At 33.6% G+C, this 20779-nt stretch carries 20 protein-coding genes; 7 read left to right on the forward strand and 13 right to left on the reverse strand.

What is annotated here, in order from left to right:
* Position 1: 1 nt before the first annotated feature.
* Positions 2 to 1342, reverse strand: a complete 1341-nt coding sequence (locus KPL75_RS01585) for a GHKL domain-containing protein (protein WP_219919131.1) — start codon at positions 1340 to 1342, stop codon at positions 2 to 4.
* Positions 1342 to 2076 carry a LytR/AlgR family response regulator transcription factor gene (locus KPL75_RS01590; RefSeq protein WP_219919132.1) on the reverse strand — a complete coding sequence of 245 codons (735 nt, stop codon included), beginning with the start codon at positions 2074 to 2076 and terminating at the stop codon, positions 1342 to 1344. Before KPL75_RS01590 ends, KPL75_RS01585 begins: the two co-directional genes overlap by 1 nt.
* Before the next feature lie 169 nt (positions 2077 to 2245).
* Here KPL75_RS01590 and KPL75_RS01595 point away from each other — a divergent pair, with 169 nt between their 5' ends.
* On the forward strand, positions 2246 to 3199 hold the full coding sequence (locus KPL75_RS01595; RefSeq protein ID WP_219919133.1) for a hypothetical protein: 954 nt from the start codon (positions 2246 to 2248) through the stop codon (positions 3197 to 3199).
* Positions 3200 to 3270: 71 nt separating this feature from the next.
* Here KPL75_RS01595 and KPL75_RS01600 read toward each other — a convergent pair whose 3' ends face one another.
* Genes KPL75_RS01600 through KPL75_RS01615 form a run of 4 tightly spaced genes read right to left on the reverse strand, consistent with a single transcriptional unit; the run spans position 3271 to position 5413 of the window.
* On the reverse strand, positions 3271 to 3849 hold the full coding sequence (locus tag KPL75_RS01600) for an HAD-IA family hydrolase (RefSeq protein ID WP_219919134.1): 579 nt from the start codon (positions 3847 to 3849) through the stop codon (positions 3271 to 3273).
* A 35-nt stretch (positions 3850 to 3884) separates the two neighbouring features.
* Entirely contained in the window at positions 3885 to 4472 is a 588-nt protein-coding gene (locus tag KPL75_RS01605; RefSeq protein WP_219919135.1) for a kinase, read from the reverse strand.
* On the reverse strand, positions 4472 to 5014 hold the full coding sequence (locus KPL75_RS01610; protein ID WP_219919136.1) for a GNAT family N-acetyltransferase: 543 nt from the start codon (positions 5012 to 5014) through the stop codon (positions 4472 to 4474). Before KPL75_RS01610 ends, KPL75_RS01605 begins: the two co-directional genes overlap by 1 nt.
* A 15-nt stretch (positions 5015 to 5029) precedes the next feature.
* Positions 5030 to 5413, reverse strand: a complete 384-nt coding sequence (locus KPL75_RS01615) for a VOC family protein (RefSeq protein ID WP_219921050.1) — start codon at positions 5411 to 5413, stop codon at positions 5030 to 5032.
* Positions 5414 to 5714: 301 nt separating this feature from the next.
* Between KPL75_RS01615 and KPL75_RS01620 the strand changes: the two genes are divergently transcribed.
* Positions 5715 to 5963 (forward strand): hypothetical protein, encoded by a 249-nt coding sequence (locus tag KPL75_RS01620; RefSeq protein ID WP_000433610.1) that lies wholly within the window; start codon positions 5715 to 5717, stop codon positions 5961 to 5963.
* Positions 5964 to 6131: 168 nt separating this feature from the next.
* Here KPL75_RS01620 and KPL75_RS01625 read toward each other — a convergent pair whose 3' ends face one another.
* The gene (locus KPL75_RS01625; protein WP_219919137.1) at positions 6132 to 7241 is read right to left on the reverse strand and encodes a lactonase family protein; all 1110 of its coding nucleotides are present in this window, start codon (positions 7239 to 7241) and stop codon (positions 6132 to 6134) included.
* Positions 7242 to 7432: 191 nt separating this feature from the next.
* On the opposite strand from KPL75_RS01625, the gene KPL75_RS01630 reads away from it, so the two are divergent.
* The gene (locus KPL75_RS01630) at positions 7433 to 7729 is read left to right on the forward strand and encodes a hypothetical protein (RefSeq protein WP_219919138.1); all 297 of its coding nucleotides are present in this window, start codon (positions 7433 to 7435) and stop codon (positions 7727 to 7729) included.
* Positions 7730 to 7846: 117 nt separating this feature from the next.
* Here the strand turns inward: KPL75_RS01630 and KPL75_RS01635 are convergent, their stop codons facing one another.
* Positions 7847 to 8383 (reverse strand): DUF2812 domain-containing protein, encoded by a 537-nt coding sequence (locus KPL75_RS01635; RefSeq protein ID WP_219919139.1) that lies wholly within the window; start codon positions 8381 to 8383, stop codon positions 7847 to 7849.
* Positions 8384 to 8390: 7 nt separating this feature from the next.
* Complete coding sequence (locus KPL75_RS01640; RefSeq protein ID WP_219919140.1) at positions 8391 to 8708, reverse strand: PadR family transcriptional regulator; 318 nt, start codon at positions 8706 to 8708, stop codon at positions 8391 to 8393.
* Positions 8709 to 8911: 203 nt separating this feature from the next.
* Here KPL75_RS01640 and KPL75_RS01645 point away from each other — a divergent pair, with 203 nt between their 5' ends.
* From KPL75_RS01645 to KPL75_RS01655, 3 genes are read left to right on the forward strand one after another with little or no spacing between them, the layout of a single operon-like run.
* Positions 8912 to 9841 (forward strand): AAA family ATPase, encoded by a 930-nt coding sequence (locus KPL75_RS01645; protein WP_219919141.1) that lies wholly within the window; start codon positions 8912 to 8914, stop codon positions 9839 to 9841.
* Positions 9838 to 11001 carry a DUF58 domain-containing protein gene (locus KPL75_RS01650; protein WP_219919142.1) on the forward strand — a complete coding sequence of 388 codons (1164 nt, stop codon included), beginning with the start codon at positions 9838 to 9840 and terminating at the stop codon, positions 10999 to 11001. The genes KPL75_RS01645 and KPL75_RS01650 overlap by 4 nt, the downstream gene beginning before the upstream one ends.
* The gene (locus tag KPL75_RS01655; RefSeq protein WP_219919143.1) at positions 10976 to 12085 is read left to right on the forward strand and encodes a DUF4018 domain-containing protein; all 1110 of its coding nucleotides are present in this window, start codon (positions 10976 to 10978) and stop codon (positions 12083 to 12085) included. The genes KPL75_RS01650 and KPL75_RS01655 overlap by 26 nt, the downstream gene beginning before the upstream one ends.
* A gap of 68 nt (positions 12086 to 12153) precedes the next feature.
* Here the strand turns inward: KPL75_RS01655 and KPL75_RS01660 are convergent, their stop codons facing one another.
* Both KPL75_RS01660 and KPL75_RS01665 read right to left on the reverse strand, forming a co-directional pair.
* On the reverse strand, positions 12154 to 13605 hold the full coding sequence (locus tag KPL75_RS01660) for an MFS transporter (protein WP_219919144.1): 1452 nt from the start codon (positions 13603 to 13605) through the stop codon (positions 12154 to 12156).
* A 303-nt stretch (positions 13606 to 13908) separates the two neighbouring features.
* Positions 13909 to 15126 carry an aspartate aminotransferase family protein gene (locus KPL75_RS01665; protein ID WP_219919145.1) on the reverse strand — a complete coding sequence of 406 codons (1218 nt, stop codon included), beginning with the start codon at positions 15124 to 15126 and terminating at the stop codon, positions 13909 to 13911.
* 307 nt (positions 15127 to 15433) lie between these two features.
* Between KPL75_RS01665 and KPL75_RS01670 the strand changes: the two genes are divergently transcribed.
* Entirely contained in the window at positions 15434 to 16813 is a 1380-nt protein-coding gene (locus KPL75_RS01670) for a catalase (protein ID WP_219919146.1), read from the forward strand.
* Between the two features lie 218 nt (positions 16814 to 17031).
* Here KPL75_RS01670 and colA read toward each other — a convergent pair whose 3' ends face one another.
* Entirely contained in the window at positions 17032 to 19668 is a 2637-nt protein-coding gene (gene colA / locus KPL75_RS01675) for a collagenase ColA (protein WP_219919147.1), read from the reverse strand.
* Positions 19669 to 20152: 484 nt separating this feature from the next.
* On the reverse strand, positions 20153 to 20680 hold the full coding sequence (locus KPL75_RS01680; protein ID WP_219919148.1) for a hypothetical protein: 528 nt from the start codon (positions 20678 to 20680) through the stop codon (positions 20153 to 20155).
* Positions 20681 to 20779: the final 99 nt, after the last annotated feature.

Below are 20779 nucleotides of genomic sequence, written 5' to 3' on the forward strand. Positions count from 1 at the left end.
CTTATTCGGTTTGATTTCCATCATAAATGGTTATCTTTTTTAGTATGAAGGTTTGTGTGAAATAAGGGCTCTTATAAGTAGTTTCTAACATTGCGTTATTCGTTTTATTTATAATGCGTTTTAATGAGAATAACCCATACCCTCTATCCCCTACTTTACTCGAGTAGTTTTTCTCATAAATTTTTTGTAAATCAATCTCTTTATAATGAGAGCTATTATGTACAACAAAATATTGCTCTGCATTCATTTCAAAAAAGGCAATTTGCATTATCTTTTCCTCACTCTGTACAGCCTCTTCAATTGCATTATCTAATAAAACTGAAATGATGCGAATAAATGAAACAGTAGACATCGAAACCGTTTCAATTTGCCCTGGTATATCAAGCATTATTTTTATTTGTTGTTGCTGGGCAGTACCAACTTTCGCTCGTAATACGCTTTTCACTTCAGGAATATGTATACGAGATAATTTCGCAATATCGAGTTCATGATCATTTATTAATTTTAAAGTAGGAGTAATTACGTCATAATAAACTTGCTCGATTTCGTTCACATTTTTTGTACGTATACCCGCTTCTAACGCAAGTAGCACATTTATATAATCATGGCGAAAACTAGCCAGTTCATCATGCATCGATTCTAATTTCTCCACATATTCGAGTAACTCTTTATCTAAACGTTTTTCATGCTCTTCCACTAACTTCTCTTTCGCTAAATGTGAACTCAGTAATACAATAAGTAGTAATACTAAAAACAATATAATTGCTGAAATAAAACTCAATTCACCATATTGTTGATTTAAATTTGCTAAAAAATCATTGGATGGACTCGTCAAAATTAATTCAATCATAAACCCTATAATTAGCAAAACATAACTAATATAATACAGCGGACTTCCTACAATATACTGTGCAATCTTTTGAATTTGTTTACGGGCTACTATAATACCAACAAAAGTAACTAATGACACGCAAAGATGGATGATACTCCCTGTCCATAAATATAAATTAAATGGTGTTAACATAAATAACTTCATACCTAATTCAAAACACAACATTTTCACCAATGTAATAACAACCATACTAACTAATGCAAAATATAAATTATGCTTAAATTTCAATTCATTTTGCATTAATCCTAAACTTATTAGAAATAACACAATTGTACTATTTAACTCTGGATATCTCGTTACTGTTACGACAATTGCAAGCAAAATAATAAATATGGCACTTAAAACTGCTAACATTCTATATGACAATCTATTGTACCGGACTAATTGAATGTATAAGAATGTATGACTCATACTAGTAAGTAGTAGTGCAAATAAATCATAAATATACATTACATCTCACCCTTTAACATTTTACGTACTTTACTAACTAAACGACGCGATACTGGAATTCGTTTCCCACTTTTTAATATCATCATTTTTTGCTTCGCATCGTAAGAAGACATTTGCTTCGTATTCACGATATATGATTGATGACAACGAAATAAACGTTCATCTATTATTTCAATCTCCTTTAATGCCCCGTAAAAATAAACGATACGATCTAACGTAACTAATGCTAAACGATGTGGCTCATCGGTCATAATATACTCAACTGTATGAAATGGGACTCGCACAGTCGCATTATTATTTTCAACGATAAAATCGTCATTCGGAATAGTAGCCTTATTACGCTCTTCATATTGAAGAAAACATTGTTCAAAAACTTGATAGCGTTCTTCATAAGGCAAACCTTTATCAATAAATGTTAACGCTGATACCATATATTGATACGAGATTGGTGCAAATTCAGAATGCGTCGTTACAAACACAATAATCCCTTGTGTATCATATTTACGAATCTCTTGTGCTACTTGCAGCCCTTTACGTTCTTCTCTTTTAATCTCAATATCTAAAAAGTAAATTGGTACATAAGTCGCCCTTGGAATGTTTTCAATAATAGTTTCACTTTTACTAGTTACTTCAATAAAATCATATGGCAACATATATTTCTCACAAATCTCTTCAACTAACCGCTTCATTTGCTGCGCTTGTATGGCATCATCTTCTAAAATGAAAATACTCATGTGATCACTCTCTTTATTGAAATCTATTATTAGAATAACATGATTACTTACAAATACTGAATAATATTCCCTTAATTTTCATATCAAATGATAATTCGTATCGTTTTTTCTACATATTTAAAAGGCATTTAAATTATTATTATAGAATATAGATTAGAGGTGATTTTTAATGACTAGTATACAAATCGAAACGAATATACTAAATAAATGGATTGAACAATTTCTACCTGAATATGATTTATTCTTTTTCCCTAAAAAGTATGGAACAGTCGTAAAGCATTTCACTTCTAATACTTTACTTATGCCTAAAGAGGAATTTTCTAACCATACCATTTTCAACACTATTGATAGTAGAAATAGCTATCAAGTATGGAATATTCATAAGGATATTCAATTTGTTTGTGTAGCAAACCCTAGTTTGATTATGCAATGGGACAAAGAAACACGCGAAAGCATTTTCCAAATTCAATTTGAAGTTAATAGAGGCTCTATTTATGAATGGGATATGATTGAATGTGTACTAGAAGGTATAACATCTCCTTCAAGTAAAGCGGCCATATTGCAACATGTATCTCCTTATTCATTTACATATGATTCAAAGCGTTATATAAGTATGCAAAAATCACTATGGGATAACTTACATAAAGAGTTTCAATATAAATTTCTACTTCTATTAACAAAACAATTTGTTAATCAAACTTCATTAAGTGAAAAACAAATCGAGAAGTTTAAAGAAGATTTTCCCCATATCGCTCCATATTTTAATACTTTTTCTACTGCAAACGGAGCAAACTGTCTTGCAGCTACTTTAGCGAGTATTTGTAGCGAAAAATCTGAGGCAAAATGGATTATTACGAAATGGGTACATGATAATAGCTTTCTAAAAGGTTTACAAATAAAAAGGTATAGATTAAAATCAGCTTCTATCGAAGCTTTACAACCTAGCGATATCCTTGTTTGGAAAAATGAAAAGAACAAAGTAATACACGCTTCTTTTCATGTAGGCGACGGTTATTTCTTTAATAAAGATGGACAATCGTTCTTAAACCCATGGCAATTGGTACATACAGAAAACTTCTTGAATACATGGGGGAACGAACGTATTGAAGTGTATAGAAAATAAAAAGAAGTAGCTCAAATATTTAAAGACTGTATCTATTAATTAATAGATACAGTCTTTAATAATAACTTATTTTATAAAGAAAACTCTCTATCATTCACTACCTTAAAAAACTCAGAGTAATGCGATAAAGAATAATCCGCTACATCACTTTTACCATGAAACATACATGTTGAAATACCTAATTCCTTTGCAGGCAATAAATCTAACTCTCTATCTCCAATTGCTAGATCAATATTATGCTTTTTATGTAAATGATCATAAGCTAAAGAGTTCGGTTTTCGGGGGAAACCATCGTCAATTGTAACCATATCGACGAAGTATTTGTCCCATCCATAATACTTTAAGATTTCCATAACTCCTGCCCTATGTTTATGTGTCATAATCACGTTTTTATGCGCAAATTTCAAAATCTCTTCGACACCTTCAAATGGTTTCATATCTTTTGGAGTAAACTGTTTCTTCAAAACTTTAATCTGTTCTTCCTGTTCATTTGAAATGTTGTAATATTGAATTGCGTGGGAATATGATATTTTTAAGTTTTTGTATATTTCTTGTTTATCTACTGCATCACCTAATATTTCAGAAAGCATCATTGTATATGCAGGATACGTATTAAATAACGTTCCATCAAAATCCCATAATATATTCATTTTATACACCTTCTATTTTGTACTTACTTACATTGTTACATATTGCGTATTACGAAATCCGCCAAATCCCTCGGTGATTCCTTTTCCAAATAATACTCCTCAGCTTTCCAATACCTACTTTGAAACTTTGGAATGTTTTTCTGCGTTTCCTCACTCTCGCGAAGAAACCTTGTTTCTCTTGAACAATCCAAGTACACCATATAATGAAAGTACTCTTTCCATTCTTTTCGCTGCAGAAAAACACCTTCAACAATTATTACACCTACTAAAGGAAGATGTATTTCTTTCATTTCACATGTGTCTGTTTCATCATGATAGTATGGCAACTCTAATTGCATGTCACTTTGTAACTTCTGAAATAAGTTTTGCTGCAACCACTCTATATCCCATTGAAGGTTGTAGTACTCATACCATTCTGCAAATCCAGTATTATATCGCTTGTTACGCTCGGTAATATGATCATCAATATGGAATATATGAAACGGGATTCCACTTTTCTTCATATCTTCTTCCAACTCTTTAACCAAAGTTGTTTTACCCGAACGACTTAGTCCGTCTATACCTAGTATAAATCGCTCATCTTTATGTTCCTTAATAACTTTCATTATTTCATTTGTGCTCATTACTTTTGCCAATCTTCTTTTAATAATGAATAAACGACCGTATCATGAGCAACATCATTTTGAATCATATATTTTCGAAGTAATCCTTCTTCTTGAAATCCGGCTTTTTTTAATAAATTACAAGAAGCTTCATTTTCTATATATACGACAGCTGCAATTCTTATAAAGTGCAACGTTTCAAATCCGTAAGCTAGCATAGCCTGTAGTGCTTCAGATGCATATCCTTGCCCCCAATATGTATCATCTAGCTCATAACCAATTTCAGCCCGTTTATGATGATTGTTAATTAAATGAAATCCACACGTACCAATTAATTGATCCGTTCCTTTCTTCTCTATTCCCCAGCGAAATACGCTTCCCTCTTCATTACGCTTTCTAAACGTTTGAATAGTCGTTTTCGCTTGCTCAACATTTTCGAAAGAGTCCATTCCGAAATAACGAATAACGGATTCTTTTGAAAAATAATGGAACATCGTTTCTGCATCTAATAGTGTAAGTTCTCTTAATAGTAAACGTTCTGTTTCTAATTTTGGAAACCCCATCCTCTTTTTCTCCTTCTATTCTAATGAACTACAAATTTCAATATAATTACCGTCTGGATCGGCAATGTAAGCAATTGTTTGTCCCCACGGTTTCGTCATCGGTTCAACTAAAACCTTAATACCTTGTTCTCTGAATTGCTCAATCGTTTCTTGCACATTCTCAACAACGAATCCTAATTCAAAATGAGAAGACTGTAATACCCCTTCTGTAAGTGGTAATCCAGTTAACTCCCTTACATCCTCTCGCGTATTCATCGCTAAAATTGTAGTTCCAGTATTAAATTCAATATATGTACCGTGCTCTGCTTTTATAGGTAACTGTAAAATATCTTTATAGAACCTTAAACATTCCTCAAACTTTTCTACATATAAAATAATGTATTTCATTTTTAAGTTCATCATTATTCCCCCCTTTACCTTCACCTCTAAAAATTCGACAAATGTTTTTAAAAACCTTGTACCTTATGGAGATGAGCACAAAAAAATGAGGCCGATTTCTCGGCCCCCCAGCTTATTGGCATAAAACAGGAGATTTGGTTTGGACATAACCAGTTCTTACGTATTATTATATTTTATTTTTTCTGAATTTTAAATATAATATATACCTATTTATGTTGAGAAAGTTTTTTTTACATGACCATAAAACTATGTGCATAAATTCATATCATTTAAGAAATGCTACAAATGGAGGTGTATACATATGGAACCAATGTTATGTCCAAGCTGTAAAACGAACCGCACTCGCTTTAATATTCTTGAGCAACAAGTAAAACCAGTAAAATTAAATCCGCAAACTGGTCAAGTAGAAGAAGAATACACAAATGAAACGATGAACGCTTTTCATATGGCCTATCAAGGACCTACTTATCGCGTCCAATGTGCTGTATGCGGGCTTGTTGAAAATCCAGAACAATTTATTAAACCGGCTCAAAATCAGTCTTTCTCTTAAACATCTTTATTACCCCCTACCAATTTTCTATAGGGGGTTTTTTCTGGTTTTCATAAGCAAGATGCACAATTGCTGTTTAATCAAAGGTTCCTAATTTATCTACATGGCTACTATTCGTACACTGTCATATATATTTCTGTTCTACACAAAAATAGCGGCCCAATAGAATTAAAGAACAGCTAAACCTTGCGACCCAAAATAAGGCACATTGGATGAAGCAACAACCTGCAACCTTACTAGACTACCATCATTTTGAATATTAAATGCTGACACTGTCCCCTGATTTCCGTTAAGGGTGTAAAAATGTCGTCCATCTTTACTCACTCCAACATCCATCGGAAGACCTGGCGCAGTCCCCGGCGGTGTACTAGTAATATGCCTTACTACCGACAGTGCTCCATTCGGGACGATTTGGTAGGTGGATATGGTGCCACTTAAAGTGTTCGTAGTGTAGGCAAAACGTTCATCCTTCGTTGTTATAACCCAACAAGCAGTTTTATATCCGTTTTGTACAGAGCCGCTGATAACATGAAGAGTACCGTCATTGCTCAATGAATAAGATGACAACGCATTTGAAACCGCTTCTGTCACTAAGAGAATTCCGGACGATAAAAAGTAAGCACCCAAAGGGCCTTTACCGTAAGAATTATTTACGATTGGTCCTGTAACCGTACCATCTTTATTTACATGGAAGACACTGAGATGGTTCGATGTAAGCTCGGAGACAACGATTTTACTACCATCCGGGGTGAAGAGAACTTGTGCGGGCTGAGCATTAAAGGTACTGAGAGCATGAGTGGATCCTGGAATAGGTGTAAGGTTTCCCTTATCATCTATGTGAAATCCAGTAATATTTGATGCAAAATTGTTTGCAGCATTACCTACATTGGAGACGTAGAGAAGATTATCATACACACCAATGCTATTGGGCTGAGCACCCCCTGATGACTTTACATCCACGAAAACCGGCACCCCGTTATCTGCTATGATAAAGCTACTAATACTATGACTGCCTGCGTTAACTGCAAATAGGAAACGACCATCACGGGATAAAGTGAGAGAACCTTGTGATGCTAGAGGATCTATACCATCGTTTGCTGTTTCTGTAGAAACTTCCTTTATACCAGTACCTCTTCCGTAAGTTCGGTAAGAACCCACAAAAGTGAGCATTCCATTCGTATCCATATGAAAAGCAACAATGTGATTCATTACTTCATTATTAGTCATCATGTATACCATACTCGCACGAGCACGAAAATAATTGTTCATTCTCTGCATTTTATGACTCTCCTCCCTTCATAATTTTATATGGTTCTTTTCCTATTTAAATTCCCATACAAATGGAAATTGCTTTAGAAATATCTCTTACTCATCTCGTAGTTTCTTTAAGTGAAAACCTTATTCACTTCCCTATTATATTTTCAACTCCACACTCTTTTGGTAATATTTACATAAGAGAGGTGACATAAATGATTTTAAATAAAAAGTTAATGATTCCATCTACATTTCTACTATTAACTTGTCACATAGTCATCTTTTACTTTTGGATTTTCGATTGGAAGAAGATAACAACTCCTTACGGTCTAGCTATATGGATTGTTTCTACTGTTTGCGGCTTTTTACTTTATTACCACTTTAAACATCAAAACTCTAATAAAATAGTATTAATTAGTAGTTCATTATTATTAATCGTTTCTTCATCATTTATGATTTTTTCAGGTATTATCACTGGTATTATCTTTGTAACTGTTAGTTCTATGCCTTAAATATATAGTTTTTTATTGTGTAAAAAAGAGTGAACAAAATAAAATTACATAAAAATGAAAGAAGATGATTCCCGTATAATATCTACGAAATCATCTTCTTTAAAAATCCACTCTTTATTATAATATTTCGCTTTTCAATTTCTTAATTTTCCAAGAGAGCCTTATAAAGAGATACATATACATACAACCAACAAACCCCAGCATAACTTTCGCCCAAATTGGCACTCTTGATTCTGTTGAACTTAAAAATACGTTATACATTGAGGGTAATATAGTTATTGAAATAAATGCAAAAAATTGTAGTAATTCCTTCATTTTTTGTACCTTCGTTTCCTTTTCTGAATAAATATCAGGTAACTCATTATCATCTTCTACATCTTTACAAAAATAATTCCATTTTGCAAAACTCGTTACATGTTTCCATCCACACATTTCATATATTTCAATATATTCTTTTTGTTTTTCTTTCGAATCTTTATAATCCAATCTAAAATCCGCTTTATATACTACATCTTTCGTCTTAGTTTTCTTAAACGTATACATTATATTATATTTTTGTAATGCCCAGCCTTGTTGGTGCATATCCCGTAAAAAAGCTTCTTCTTTTTCTACGCTCCATACCGCGAAAGGTTTGAATATCTTCTTTGTCTCCATCTTCCATTCACTCCCCTAAAATACTATTCCCGTTTTTAACCGAACGCTGTAATCTGTTGTACTCTAGTTCCAACACTTCTCTCCCAAACGGCGTTAACTCATAGCACTTTTTTCTGTCTGTAGATGCTACTTCAACAATTAACTTTTCTTTCAATAACTTCGTCGTATTCCCGTATAAAGTACCAGGACCGAGCTTGACTTCCCCATTTGTCATCTCTTCTACCATTTGCATAATTCCATAACCATGCATTGGCTTCACTAGTGACAATAATATGTAATATGTCGCCTCAGTTAATGGAATATATTTTTGCGATTTCCTATTCATTATAACTACCTCCGATACATCGCTTTATGATATATCGATTTACGATACATCGTATAACGATATTGTATAATCATATTCCAAAATATGCAAGTGGAATTTCCAATTGAATATCGTTTTCTTTGAATTGAAAAATCATACTAATCTTCTGAATAATTTGTTAAAATATATAGATATCAGCTTTTATTATGAAAGGAATGATACATATGATACATAAATTAAAAGAAAATATAGGATCTGTGTTTGTTGGTAAGGAGAATGTTATTGATCTATTACTCGTTTCACTGCTTGCTGAAGGCCATGTACTGCTTGAAGATGTTCCTGGTACTGGGAAAACTTTGTTAGCGAAAACCATTTCAAAAAGCATTGGTGGTAATTTTTCTCGCGTTCAATTTACCCCTGATGTACTTCCGAGTGATGTAACAGGTATTGAATATTTCAATCCAAAAACGAGTGAATTCGAATTAAGACTTGGACCAGTTATGACAAATATTCTACTTGCAGATGAAATTAACCGTGCGATGCCGAGAACACAGTCTAGTTTGTTAGAAGCGATGGAAGAACGACAAGTAACGCTTGAAAAGCAGTCTACTCCTCTTCCAAAACCGTTTTTTGTTATTGCGACGCAAAACCCGATTGAATCACAAGGAACTTTCCCGCTTCCAGATGCACAACTTGATCGTTTTTTAATGACGATTTCAATTGGTTATCCGGCTCCTGAAGATGAATTAAAAATGATGCGCCGTTTTCGTAACAATGCACCGTTAGAAAGCATCACATCTGTCATTTCTTTAGAGGACATTTTAGAAGCGCAGCAACAAGTGAAAGGAATTTTCGTATCAGAACCGTTAGAACACTACATTATTAAACTTGCTCACGCTACAAGAAATCACGATTACATCGCTAACGGTGTAAGCCCGCGTGCCACATTAGCTTTAGTACGTGCAGTTCAAGCATTAGCCTTTTTACGCGGGAGAGAATATTGCACACCTGAAGATATACAATTTTTAGTTCCTTCTGTTTGGAATCACCGTATCGTCTTATCGATGGAAGGTGCCTTACGCACGACAAAAAATGAAATCACGCAAAGGATTTTAAAAGAAGTTGACGTACCTGTGGAGATTGAACAAGCATGAATGGACAGCGCGTTGTAACTGTACCTTTATTTTTTCAACTCCATATTATTCAATTAACTGTGCCAGGCGCTATACTATTTACGTTTTTTCTGCCGCAACGAATTATTATGTTTCTCTTTTTCTTCTACTATTTATTTGCGATTTTCATTTATAAATATGTCGCTTACATAGAGAAAAGATTTCAAGTTATAAATGAAAAACAAACAACTCGGCTTTTCCCTGATGAATCTGGACAGTTTTTTATTCATTTAAAAAATGGTGCAAATATACCACTCGTTAACGGCGTTTGTTATTTTCATTTAAATTCATCTCTTATACCGCATAAAGATCAAGGGATTGAACAAATATCAAAAACATTATTTTCTTTCCCATTTTCACAACCTGCTCATTCAGCACAAAAATGGGATTTAACATTAACCGCAACGAAGCGTGGTGTCTTTCAAATTGAACAGTTTGAATGTGTTTTAAAAGATCCTTTTCATTTATTAACTGTACATTTACCTGTTTTCGATAAATTAAAGACTGAAATTATTGTATATCCTACCCCTAAAGAAGTAGCCGGTTTACAAGAACTTCAGCAACTATTAACAGGTTCGTATCGAACGAATTTCTCTTTTTACAATGATGAAACATCCATTATCGGTGTAAAGCGATATGAACGTGAATCTTTCCGCTCTATTCATTGGAAAGCATCTGCTAAAATGCAGGCGTTACAAGCGAAGCAATATGAACCTGTAAAAAATTATAGTTGGACAATTTGTCTTTCTTTAGCTGCTGATCGTGGGTTTGGTTGGAAAGAAAATGTAGAAGACCTTATTTCATTTACAACGTACATTTGTCAATTCGCAACGAAGCATCAAATTCCGTTTGAGTTATTTATTAGTGTTTTAGCAGAAGGTGGCCCTTTGCTTTTACCATTAAACGAAGGACAAACACATTACGCCAAAGCGTTAGAAGAATTAGCACGTATTTCAGATGATAGTACCCTACTTCCAAAACAAGGATTTCTTCACTATGTAACGAGAAAAAGGGAACGCTCATCTACAATGATATACATTGGTTTGCAGAAAAAGGAGCTCCCTCTTCTATCTCAGCCTACGTTCCTCATTAATAATGAAGGGATGGTGGAATCACTTGAAAACTTGGCTCTATCACGTTAATGACTTTATTCTGCTCCTCCTCCTTTCGTTATTAACAGAAAGGGACGAACTAGTTGGTATTGCTATATTTTTAGTGACCGGTTATGTAGGAGTATTTCTTATTCATAAATTTATGAATAAAAAAACAACAGGTTTTGTACTACTGTTAGTTATTCAAATAATCGGTTGTTCTTTATTTCTACCTTTCTCTATTTTAGGCACAATATTATTACCACTGTTTTTCTTTATCGTACACTCTGTTGGACCGGGATATCCAGTACAAAAATCGTTAGGCGGTATTGTATGGTTTGTCGTTTCAGCTATATTTTATGCCCCCTTTCCGCCATTGTGGAAATTGTTACTATTAACTTTACACATTATGATTACATTTTGGTTAACAGGTTCCAATCGTAATCAACAGCTATTACGTTTCACTTCTATTATTACGATTGGAATAATTAGCGCTTTACTTATTCCGGTATTTCCTTATATTCGGCTTCTTTTTTCTTATATCATACAAGTAGTTGCCTTAGGATTTGGTTATGCTTTAAATCCATTGTTCTCGGCAGCTGCATTAAAAGATACAGACGACTTTTGGTCGAATAAAGGAAATTTAAAAGATCCTCAAATTAAAGAGGAATTGGGGCAGCGTCCTTTTGATCCAACTCTCATTAATAGCATTACAATAATAGCCTGTACAGCCATCGCTATTTACGTCGTTTGGAAAATAGTAAAAAAACGAAAACATTTAAGTTTACCAAATATGCCTGTCTTTGAATCTACAATCATTACTGATAAAGAAGGAATTAGCCAAAAACGCTTCAAACAAAATAAACCACCAAATAACGAAATTCGAAAAGAAATTTTCAAACTTGAGAGTAAGCTATCCCCTCCTTTAAACCGAGAACGAGGAGAAACTGTTGAGGCTTGGCTAGAAAGAGTAAATCATGAAGAAGAGGTAAATATTCAGAGTCATATCATTATAGATGCTTATAATGCAGTACGTTATTCAAATAGTGAAAACACTGTACTTTTGCATGAATTTAAGGAAGAGGTTCATAAGCTTTATGCTTATCAGAAGAGTTTGAAGAAGAAGAGAAAATAATGTATACAAAAAGACTCCTATTAAACTAGGAGTCTTTTTGTATACAAGTCCACGTTGCTTTTCACAAATTATGCTTTTTTTCCTGCTTCAATTTCTAAAGATTCTTCATGCCACCAAAGTGTTTCTTCAGGATCCTCTTTAGCGATTTGATGTGCTTCTTTCTTCGATTCTACGGTAGGATAAGATCCTTTTAATGCACGTCCTGATGTTGTAACAAACAGTACACTAAATACAACTAATCCAATTACACTTACACCTGTTAAATAAAATGCTGGTGCCAGTGGATTACCAGTAGCATGAACTAAGTATGAACATACAAGCGGCGTTGTACCACCGAATATAGATACAGAAATATTAAAGGAGATAGAAAGTGCACGATAACGTACATCGGTGAAAAAGAGTGCTGGTAATAACGAAGGCAATGTTCCTTCATATACACTTAGGAAGAAACCTAAAACGAAAATACCCGCAAACATGGCTACAATATGTCCGTTACCAATTAATAAAAATGCTGGAATTGAACATAATGCTAAACCAAGTAAACCAATTTGTACTACACGTTTATTACCTACTTTATCACTTAATTTACCGAAATAAAGTGCCAGTGGAATCATAAGTGCCATCGTAATTGAAATAATTAATAAGCCAGTTGTTTCTTTGACTTTTAGTACTTGTGTTAGATAAGAAGGAATATACGAAAGGATCATATAGTTTGTAATGTTAAAGAAGGCAACAATTACTGTGCTTAATAAGAAGTCTTTTTTGTGATATTTTAATATATCCATAAATGAAAATTGTTCGTTGTCTTCAGATTCCTCTTGTGCTTTTTCCATCTCTTGAAAGATTGGAGATTCATCTAAATGACGTCGTAAATATAAACCGACCAAACCAATTGGTGCAGCAATTAAGAAAGGAATACGCCATCCCCAGCTGAGCATTTGCTCATCTGTTAATAATAACGTCAAAATGGTAACAATTACCGAGGCAGCAATGTAACCTGAGAGTGTTCCAATTTCAAGACCACTACCGAGTATACCACGCTTTTTATCTGGAGAAGATTCTGCGATATAAACCATTGCTCCTGAATATTCGCCGCCTGTAGAGAAGCCTTGAATCATTCGAGCAACTAAAAGTAGTATTGGTGCCCATACACCAATTTGTTCATAGGTTGGTAGTAATGCGATGAATAATGTAGAAAGTGCCATTAAAATAATAGTTGTACTTAAAACAATCTTTCGGCCGTATTTATCTCCTATTCTACCAAAGAAAATACCTCCAATTGGTCGAACTAGAAAGGCCGCCGCAAATGTACCAAATGTTAGTACAAGTTGCAAACCACTATTATCTACACCTGAGAAGAATAATTGACTTAAAATAACCGCTAAATAAGCATATAATCCGAAGTCAAACCACTCCATTGCATTCCCTATACCAGTAGCAACGACTGCTTTCCTGGCTTGTTTAGGATTGACAATATTAACGTCTTGAGGTTCAAAATTTAAATCATTATTTTGTTGCATATAGTAAAACAGCCCCTTATTTAATTTAACTTCTTTCAGCACACCTTCTCTTACTAGAATAAATTCAATACGAAGCACTTAAGGAAAAGCAACGTCTCCTTATCTGTTATTATTGTTTCATATAATTAATTATTTGTCCAATGAGATGCTCTCTAGGTTAAGTAATTTACTATTTTAAAAAGCTGAAGAAGGCGCTATACGAGTACCTTTTTCAGCTTTTTTATTTTAATATATAAATTTATTTTTTTACCTCTATTTTCTTCCTATTTGAATTAAAAATAAGGTGCTTTTTCATAAAGATTTTTAAACATTTGCTATAGCTGATAAGCTATGAATACAGGAGATAAACTCATAAATAAATGCATCAATTTCTACTTTTGTAATTATATATGGAGGAAGTAAACGGATGATGTTCCCTTGTGTAACATCAACTAACATCCCTTTCTCCATTAGCTCTACCTGTAATTTCTTTACATTTGTATTCGTATCATTCAAACTAATTCCAAACATCATACCAGCATGACGTACTTCCTGAATATAATAAGAATTTTCATTCTGAATTTCTCGCAATTTATCATTTAAATATAGCGACATTTCATAAGCTTCTTGCATTAAACCATCGTCAATCAATGTATTTAAAACCGTTAACCCTAAAGCTGTTCCCATTGAAGAATGAGCAAACGTTGTGCCGTGATCTCCTGGTGCAAATACATCACATAATTTTTCACCTACAATAATTCCACCTAGCGGTATCCCGCCTCCTGCTCCTTTGCCAATTTGAATAATATCGGGTGTAATATTGAAATTTTGATAAGCGAATAGTTTTCCTGTTCTCCCCATACCACTTTGTACTTCATCAACAATAAGTAGTACATTATATTTCTCACATAAGTTTTGAACACCATGTAAATATTCACGCGATAAAGGATATATACCGCCGCTTCCTAAAACAGGTTCTAACATAATCGCAATTGGATTTTCATGAATTATTGTTTCTTCTAATTGCTTTATATTCTCACGCTCTACTTCATATACCGGAATCGATGTTTTAGGGAAATTTTGATATACACTTTCTTGTCTCGTAAAATGAAGTGCTCCTAACGTACGCCCGTGGAAACTATTCTTCAGCACTACGATTCCTTCACGTCCCTCATGCGTATTAGCTCTATACTTATCAATTAATTTCAACGTTGTTTCTGTCGCTTCCGTACCAGAGTTTGTAAAAAAGACTTTTCCATTTTTTAAAGAGTAATCAACTAATTTCTTTGCATACTCAATCGCAACTGGGTTTAAAAAATGAAAAGGAAGATGCAATGACTTCGTAACTTGCTCCATTGTCGTTTGCACAATTTTAGGATGATTGTATCCTAATACATTTACTCCTACACCAGAAAATAAATCTAAATACTCTTTTCCATCCACATCATAAAGTTTACACCCTTCTCCTCTTTCTATCGCAACCTTCGTACGACAATACGTAGGCATGATATATTCTTTATCTAATTGAGACCAATCCGACATAATAAATTCCTCCTGGCTATTTTTCCGTTTTTCATGTTCATTATCTATAAATTCATTTACAAATTAATTTTTAAGATTGAAATTTTAATTTTAATAGTGGTTTTCTTCCACCTCTTAAATAAAACGTGTTATTTCTCTTCCCGATATTCATTTTTCCATAATTTCTTCTATTTCAACAGGTCCACTACATGTGCGTTTTTTTCATCTAGCGGTATGTTACTAATTTGAACTTTTTATGTAATACATAATCAAGGCTATAGAATCATATTTAGTAACAATCGACGAAAAAAATTTGGAGGCTAAATCGATGAATGAAAAATATGATAAACAGAGGCAATCTTTATTAGGAGAAGACTTTAACCAAAATCGAGAACGTAATGAACCAGCTAAACTTCAATCTCAAACAGTTGGTTCACGTGGACCTGTTTTAAAGCAAGATAGTGTACTGCACGAGGCGTTACAAGAATTTATTCATGAAAAAATTTTAGAAAGACCTGTTCATGTAAAAGGTTACGGTGCATTCGGTTATTTCCAAACGATATATCCGATGTCAGAACATACTAAACTAAGCTTTTTACAAAATTCTAATGCGAAAGTTCCTGTTATGGTACGATTTTCATTTGCAGTTAGTACGAAAGGAACACCTGATACTGCTAGAAATGTACGCGGTTTTGCTACAAAATTTTATACAAATGATGGCGTTTTTGACCTTTTATGTAATCACATTCCTGTCTTTTCTGTTCGTGATCCGATGCGTTTCCCTGAAACAATTAAAGCGCTCTTGCCTTCACCTAAAAATAACTTAATAGACCCTAATAGATTTTGGAGTTTTGTCGCTACAGCACCCGAATCCATTCATTTTGTTGTCCATTTATACTCTGATGCTGGTACCGCAAAAAGTCTTCGCCACATCCCAGGACATAGTGTAAATACATATGTTTGGAGAAACGCTGAAGGTAATCGAAAGTATATAAAGTATCATTGGTATCCATTTGAAGGTGTACAATTCATTACTAGTGAGGAAGCAACTAAACTAGCTGCGGAAAATCCTGATTATAGCGGGAAAGATTTATACGATGCAATTGAGGCTGGTAAACCAGTGGAATATGGTTTATATGTCCAGCTCATGGATCCAAAAGATGAAGCACATCTTTCTTATGATCCTTTAGATGATACAAAAGTATGGGACGAAAAGGCGTATCCACTTATACCAGTCGGTAAAATGGTATTAAATAAAAATCCTGAAAACTATATGGAACAAGTAGAAAAAGTGTCCTTCTCCCCTTCTAATTTACTGGATGGAGCAGAATTATCTGATGATAAAATGCTACAGGGCCGTGCTAACATTTATAGCGATTCTCAAAGACGAAGAATTGGACCAGAATTTCGTAAATTACAGGTTAACCAGCAGCAAGATTGGACACCTGATAATCAAATTACAAGCGGTGACGGAAGATATGTCGAAGGGAAACTTGAAAGAGCTTCTATAACTAAGCAAGACGACTTTGGGCAGGCTGGTGAATTTTATGCTAAGTTATCACTCATTGAAAAAGAACATCTTGCTGAAAATTTAGCTAATGATTTGAAAGTCATTTCCAATGATATTAGGAAGATAGTTTTGGGGTATTTCAATCAAGTATCAACTGATTTGAAAACAAGAATTGAGACAAAAATGAAAGAGCATTAAGAAGATTAGAACATGCTTTACGAATGAGAATTCAAATCTATATTAATTATTTTCTTGTCAAAATCCAATGAGGTTATTTAATTTTAAAATATAAAGCCAATATACCCCTGCTCTAATTATAGAACAGGGGTATATTGAAGTAGTTTAATATTTAACATTAAATACTTTACTTCGCTAAAAAAATACAACTAGCAGCCTCTCAAATCAACTATAGTAAACTATTTTACTTCCACTGTATAATTCCCTGTTCCCCCGCCATATTTATATACACTTAAGTAATATTTCCCTGGCTTCGCATTATAATTGCCAAGCAATTTGTTTCCATCACGTTTTGTTGCATAAGTTACATAATTATTTAAGTCTGATTCAGAATATAGTACCCAGTTCAATCCAATGTTTTGTTCGTTCGTAATAGTAATTTGTAAATCTTTTGGGTCCTTTACATCAATAACAAATCGGTCAACCTGATCTTGATCGCTTAAGTTTCCTCTTAGTAACGTATTTAAAGATAGTGGATTCGCTGTTTCAAATGAATTATTCGGTTCTTTTTCTACAGCCGTACCTTCTTCTGTATTCACTCCACTAAGCACAACATCATATTCAAATTGTCCAGCATTATTAACACGGTAATTTACAAAGTAAGCAGTTAATGTTTTATATCCAGTCCACTCTTTTCCTGAAAGACGTTTCAACATATCATTTGTTGCTTGATTCATCACTTTCCAGTCCTCAATTTCTCCTTTTGCCGCACTTCCTGTATATGTCCCCTGTAGTGTAAATGTATTAAAGAATTGTGATTTATTCTTTGTTACTTTCACATCTTTTAACTTTGCTTCATTTGTGATCTCTGACGTAACGTCCGAAAGCGATTTTGGATCATGCTGCGCTAAGTACTCATCTGATACTTGTGGAATTGTATACTTATCGCGATTATCAATAAGCATTTGCATATAAGATTGATATTCTTCATTTAATTTAGTATCTTTGCTTAATGTAGAACGGTATGCATCGTAACTTGAAACATCATTTGCACGAATTAAATCATGCACTTTATCGAACATTTCAGGACGGTTATTATACATATATGATTGCAATGCAAACGAATAGTTATAAAAATCCCACGTTCCATATCTCGCATTTAATGTTTGTGATGCTGTATAACGTTTTGCAGGATCATAAGATAATCCACCAATTATACTTTTTCGCGGTACTACACTATCTAATCGCGTTGAACCTGCAAAGAACTCTGCATTCCCTTCTTCAAACCATGTTAAACGTTCATCTTGATACATTTCCCCTTGGCCCCATAATCCTTGAACCTCGTATCTTCCCTGTAAGTAGTGCGTAAATTCATGGCGGAACAATTCTTCCAAACTATAAATACTTTGCTCTGGTGTACGTTCATATGTAAAGAACGTTCCTGTCCCTTCAATATAAATTCCACCATTATTCGTTTCATATCCGTACAGTTGGCGATTAAATTGATACTCATCTGGACTATTATAAATAACCATCGTTAGTACATCATCAGCATGTCCACTTTCAAGTGGTTTATCGCTACCAACTGTACGATAAAATTGAGAACGTACTTCTTTTGCCGCCCAGTATAGACGCTTAATTTTCTCTTCACTAACTTTATCCCCAGCTTTAAAGACAATTGCTCCATCATCAAACGTATACGTTTTCGGTAAATATTTCTTTTTACCATCTTCTCGAATTTGATCTAAATTTATTGTTTTTCCGTTCGCATCTACTCCTCCGTAATTTGTAGTAATTTGTTCTGCTGCAACAAAATATTGCTCCCCAAAATGTGGATAAATCCTCATCGCTTCGGTGACAACTTGCTGGCCTTTTGTTGGTGTACTATAAAGCTTGCCTAATCGACCAGCATAATAAATTCCATTATTAATTAACCAGCCGTTTTTATTTGTTACTGTACCAATTAGTGCAAAACGATTTACTTCATTTATAAAGTTATCAATATTTCGATACCACATCGTATCTTTTGGCTCTTTTCCAGTCGTGTACATATCCGTCTGAATATCAAAGTCAATCCCCTTCATCAACTCATAAATAGCGTCTCCTTTTGTTCGGTCTTCAATGAAAGTTGCAAGATTATCATTGTATTGTTTGAAAATTTCACCTGCATATAAAACCGTTTCAACATCAGCCGATGCATTTCCAATTAATTTTCCATATGATGAAATAACTTTATTTTGTTCTGATGTACCAAGTTTGAAATTCGGATTTTTTGCAATTGTTTTTAAAGCCGGTAAACATTTATTATGGTAGCTACGCTCATTTAGTTTGCTTAATTCATCATGGTAAAAACCTAAATAAAATGCTGCACGTAGAGCTTCTACTAATGTTTCAATCCCTTTTGAATCATCTTTCGTATAAGCTTGTCCTTGTTCTGCTAGTTTATTAATAATCGCTTGCATTCGGCTATCATCTTGATAGAATTTGAGACTATCACTATTAAACTGAAATAATTCCGGAATTTGATACCAATTAATTGTCACAAGAAGATCAGTTAATTGTTTGTTACTTAATTGATTTAACTCAGCCATCGAATACTTTTTTTCTTGAGCTAACGGTTTAACATCCTTGTTTGGTGCTAGCGGACGCTGCGATAAATCCGATAACTTTAACCGTTTTGTAAAAGATGCATTTTCTTGTACTTTTGAAGAGTGTGCCAACTCATCAACGGATTTCTGTATGCCTACCGGCTCCATTTGTAATACGTTCTTCACATTTTTTTCTTTTGTCTCTGCTTGAATTTGTAAACCATTGCATGATATTGTCACTAGTCCAACAACAAGAATCAACTTAGAAATTTTTGAATATTTAACCATATCTTTACCCCTCTCTCATTTAAAAGAAAATTCTGAATTTTAATACCGGAACATTCTTATTTGTATGTATAGTTCTCATATAAATACAAGTATGATCAATGATGCAATAGCAGCTGATTTTTTACTATTACCTATACAGATTTCTTACATTCAATCCTCCTTCCTTACATTTAGTACTTGCAAAAACCGTGCCAACGATATTTCTTGCGAATAGCAAACATTTCTTTATTAATACTGTAGAATAAAATATACACAGATAGTTCACCAATGTACAAATCTTTTGACACAAAACCTCATTTTATGAAGAATGAACCCAAAGAATACTATAAGCACATTAGCCAGCAAGTATTTTGTAACATACTCCATTCCGAATTTAAAAAACCTCATTAAAAAGGTAAGTAAACATATTACCTAAGGCTAATATGTTTACTTACCTTCTTCTATAACAAGCCATCAGTGGCTCATTCGTTCATACTTTGTCATATTATTTTACATGATGGTATTCATTTCTCTTGTTCATATAGTCCTTTTCACATTGTAACGGTCTGTATTCCACTATTTTCCCCTGCTTCTTTTTCGTTTCGATTACTACCCATTCCCCTTTTTCAAGGTTTAGATTTAGGCGTTTCATTACATTTGTATCGTCTATTTCTTTATAAAGTAAAAATGCTTCTTGCGCCTTCACAAATAATCTAGGCTCTCCCCTATATCCACCACTATCATAAACTTTAGTTAGCGAATTATAATAAGAATCATTTTCCCTTCCGCCATACATCAAATGCGCAGCCTCTAGGTCTCTTTTACTAACTTCCCAAAAACTATTTTCATCAATCTTTAAATCAAATGTAGATATAATGTCATTCATAATATTTTTCACATACTTTTCATCACGAATTTTCCTTTCTTCCAGACAATCTGAAGATAACCTTGGTGCATTTGACTGAGAATGTACCACATGCTGTATAGATACGCACAAAATAAATACACTTAAAACATACAATAGTTTTTTCATATTTAAGTATCACCTCAAATGATTTAGATACTATATTATTTGAGGCTTAGGATATTCTTATGCTAGGAATGTGAAAGGTCCTATAAAATATGCTTTTTA

It is taken from the genome of Bacillus sp. NP247 (assembly GCF_018966865.1).
GTDB lineage: Bacteria > Bacillota > Bacilli > Bacillales > Bacillaceae_G > Bacillus_A.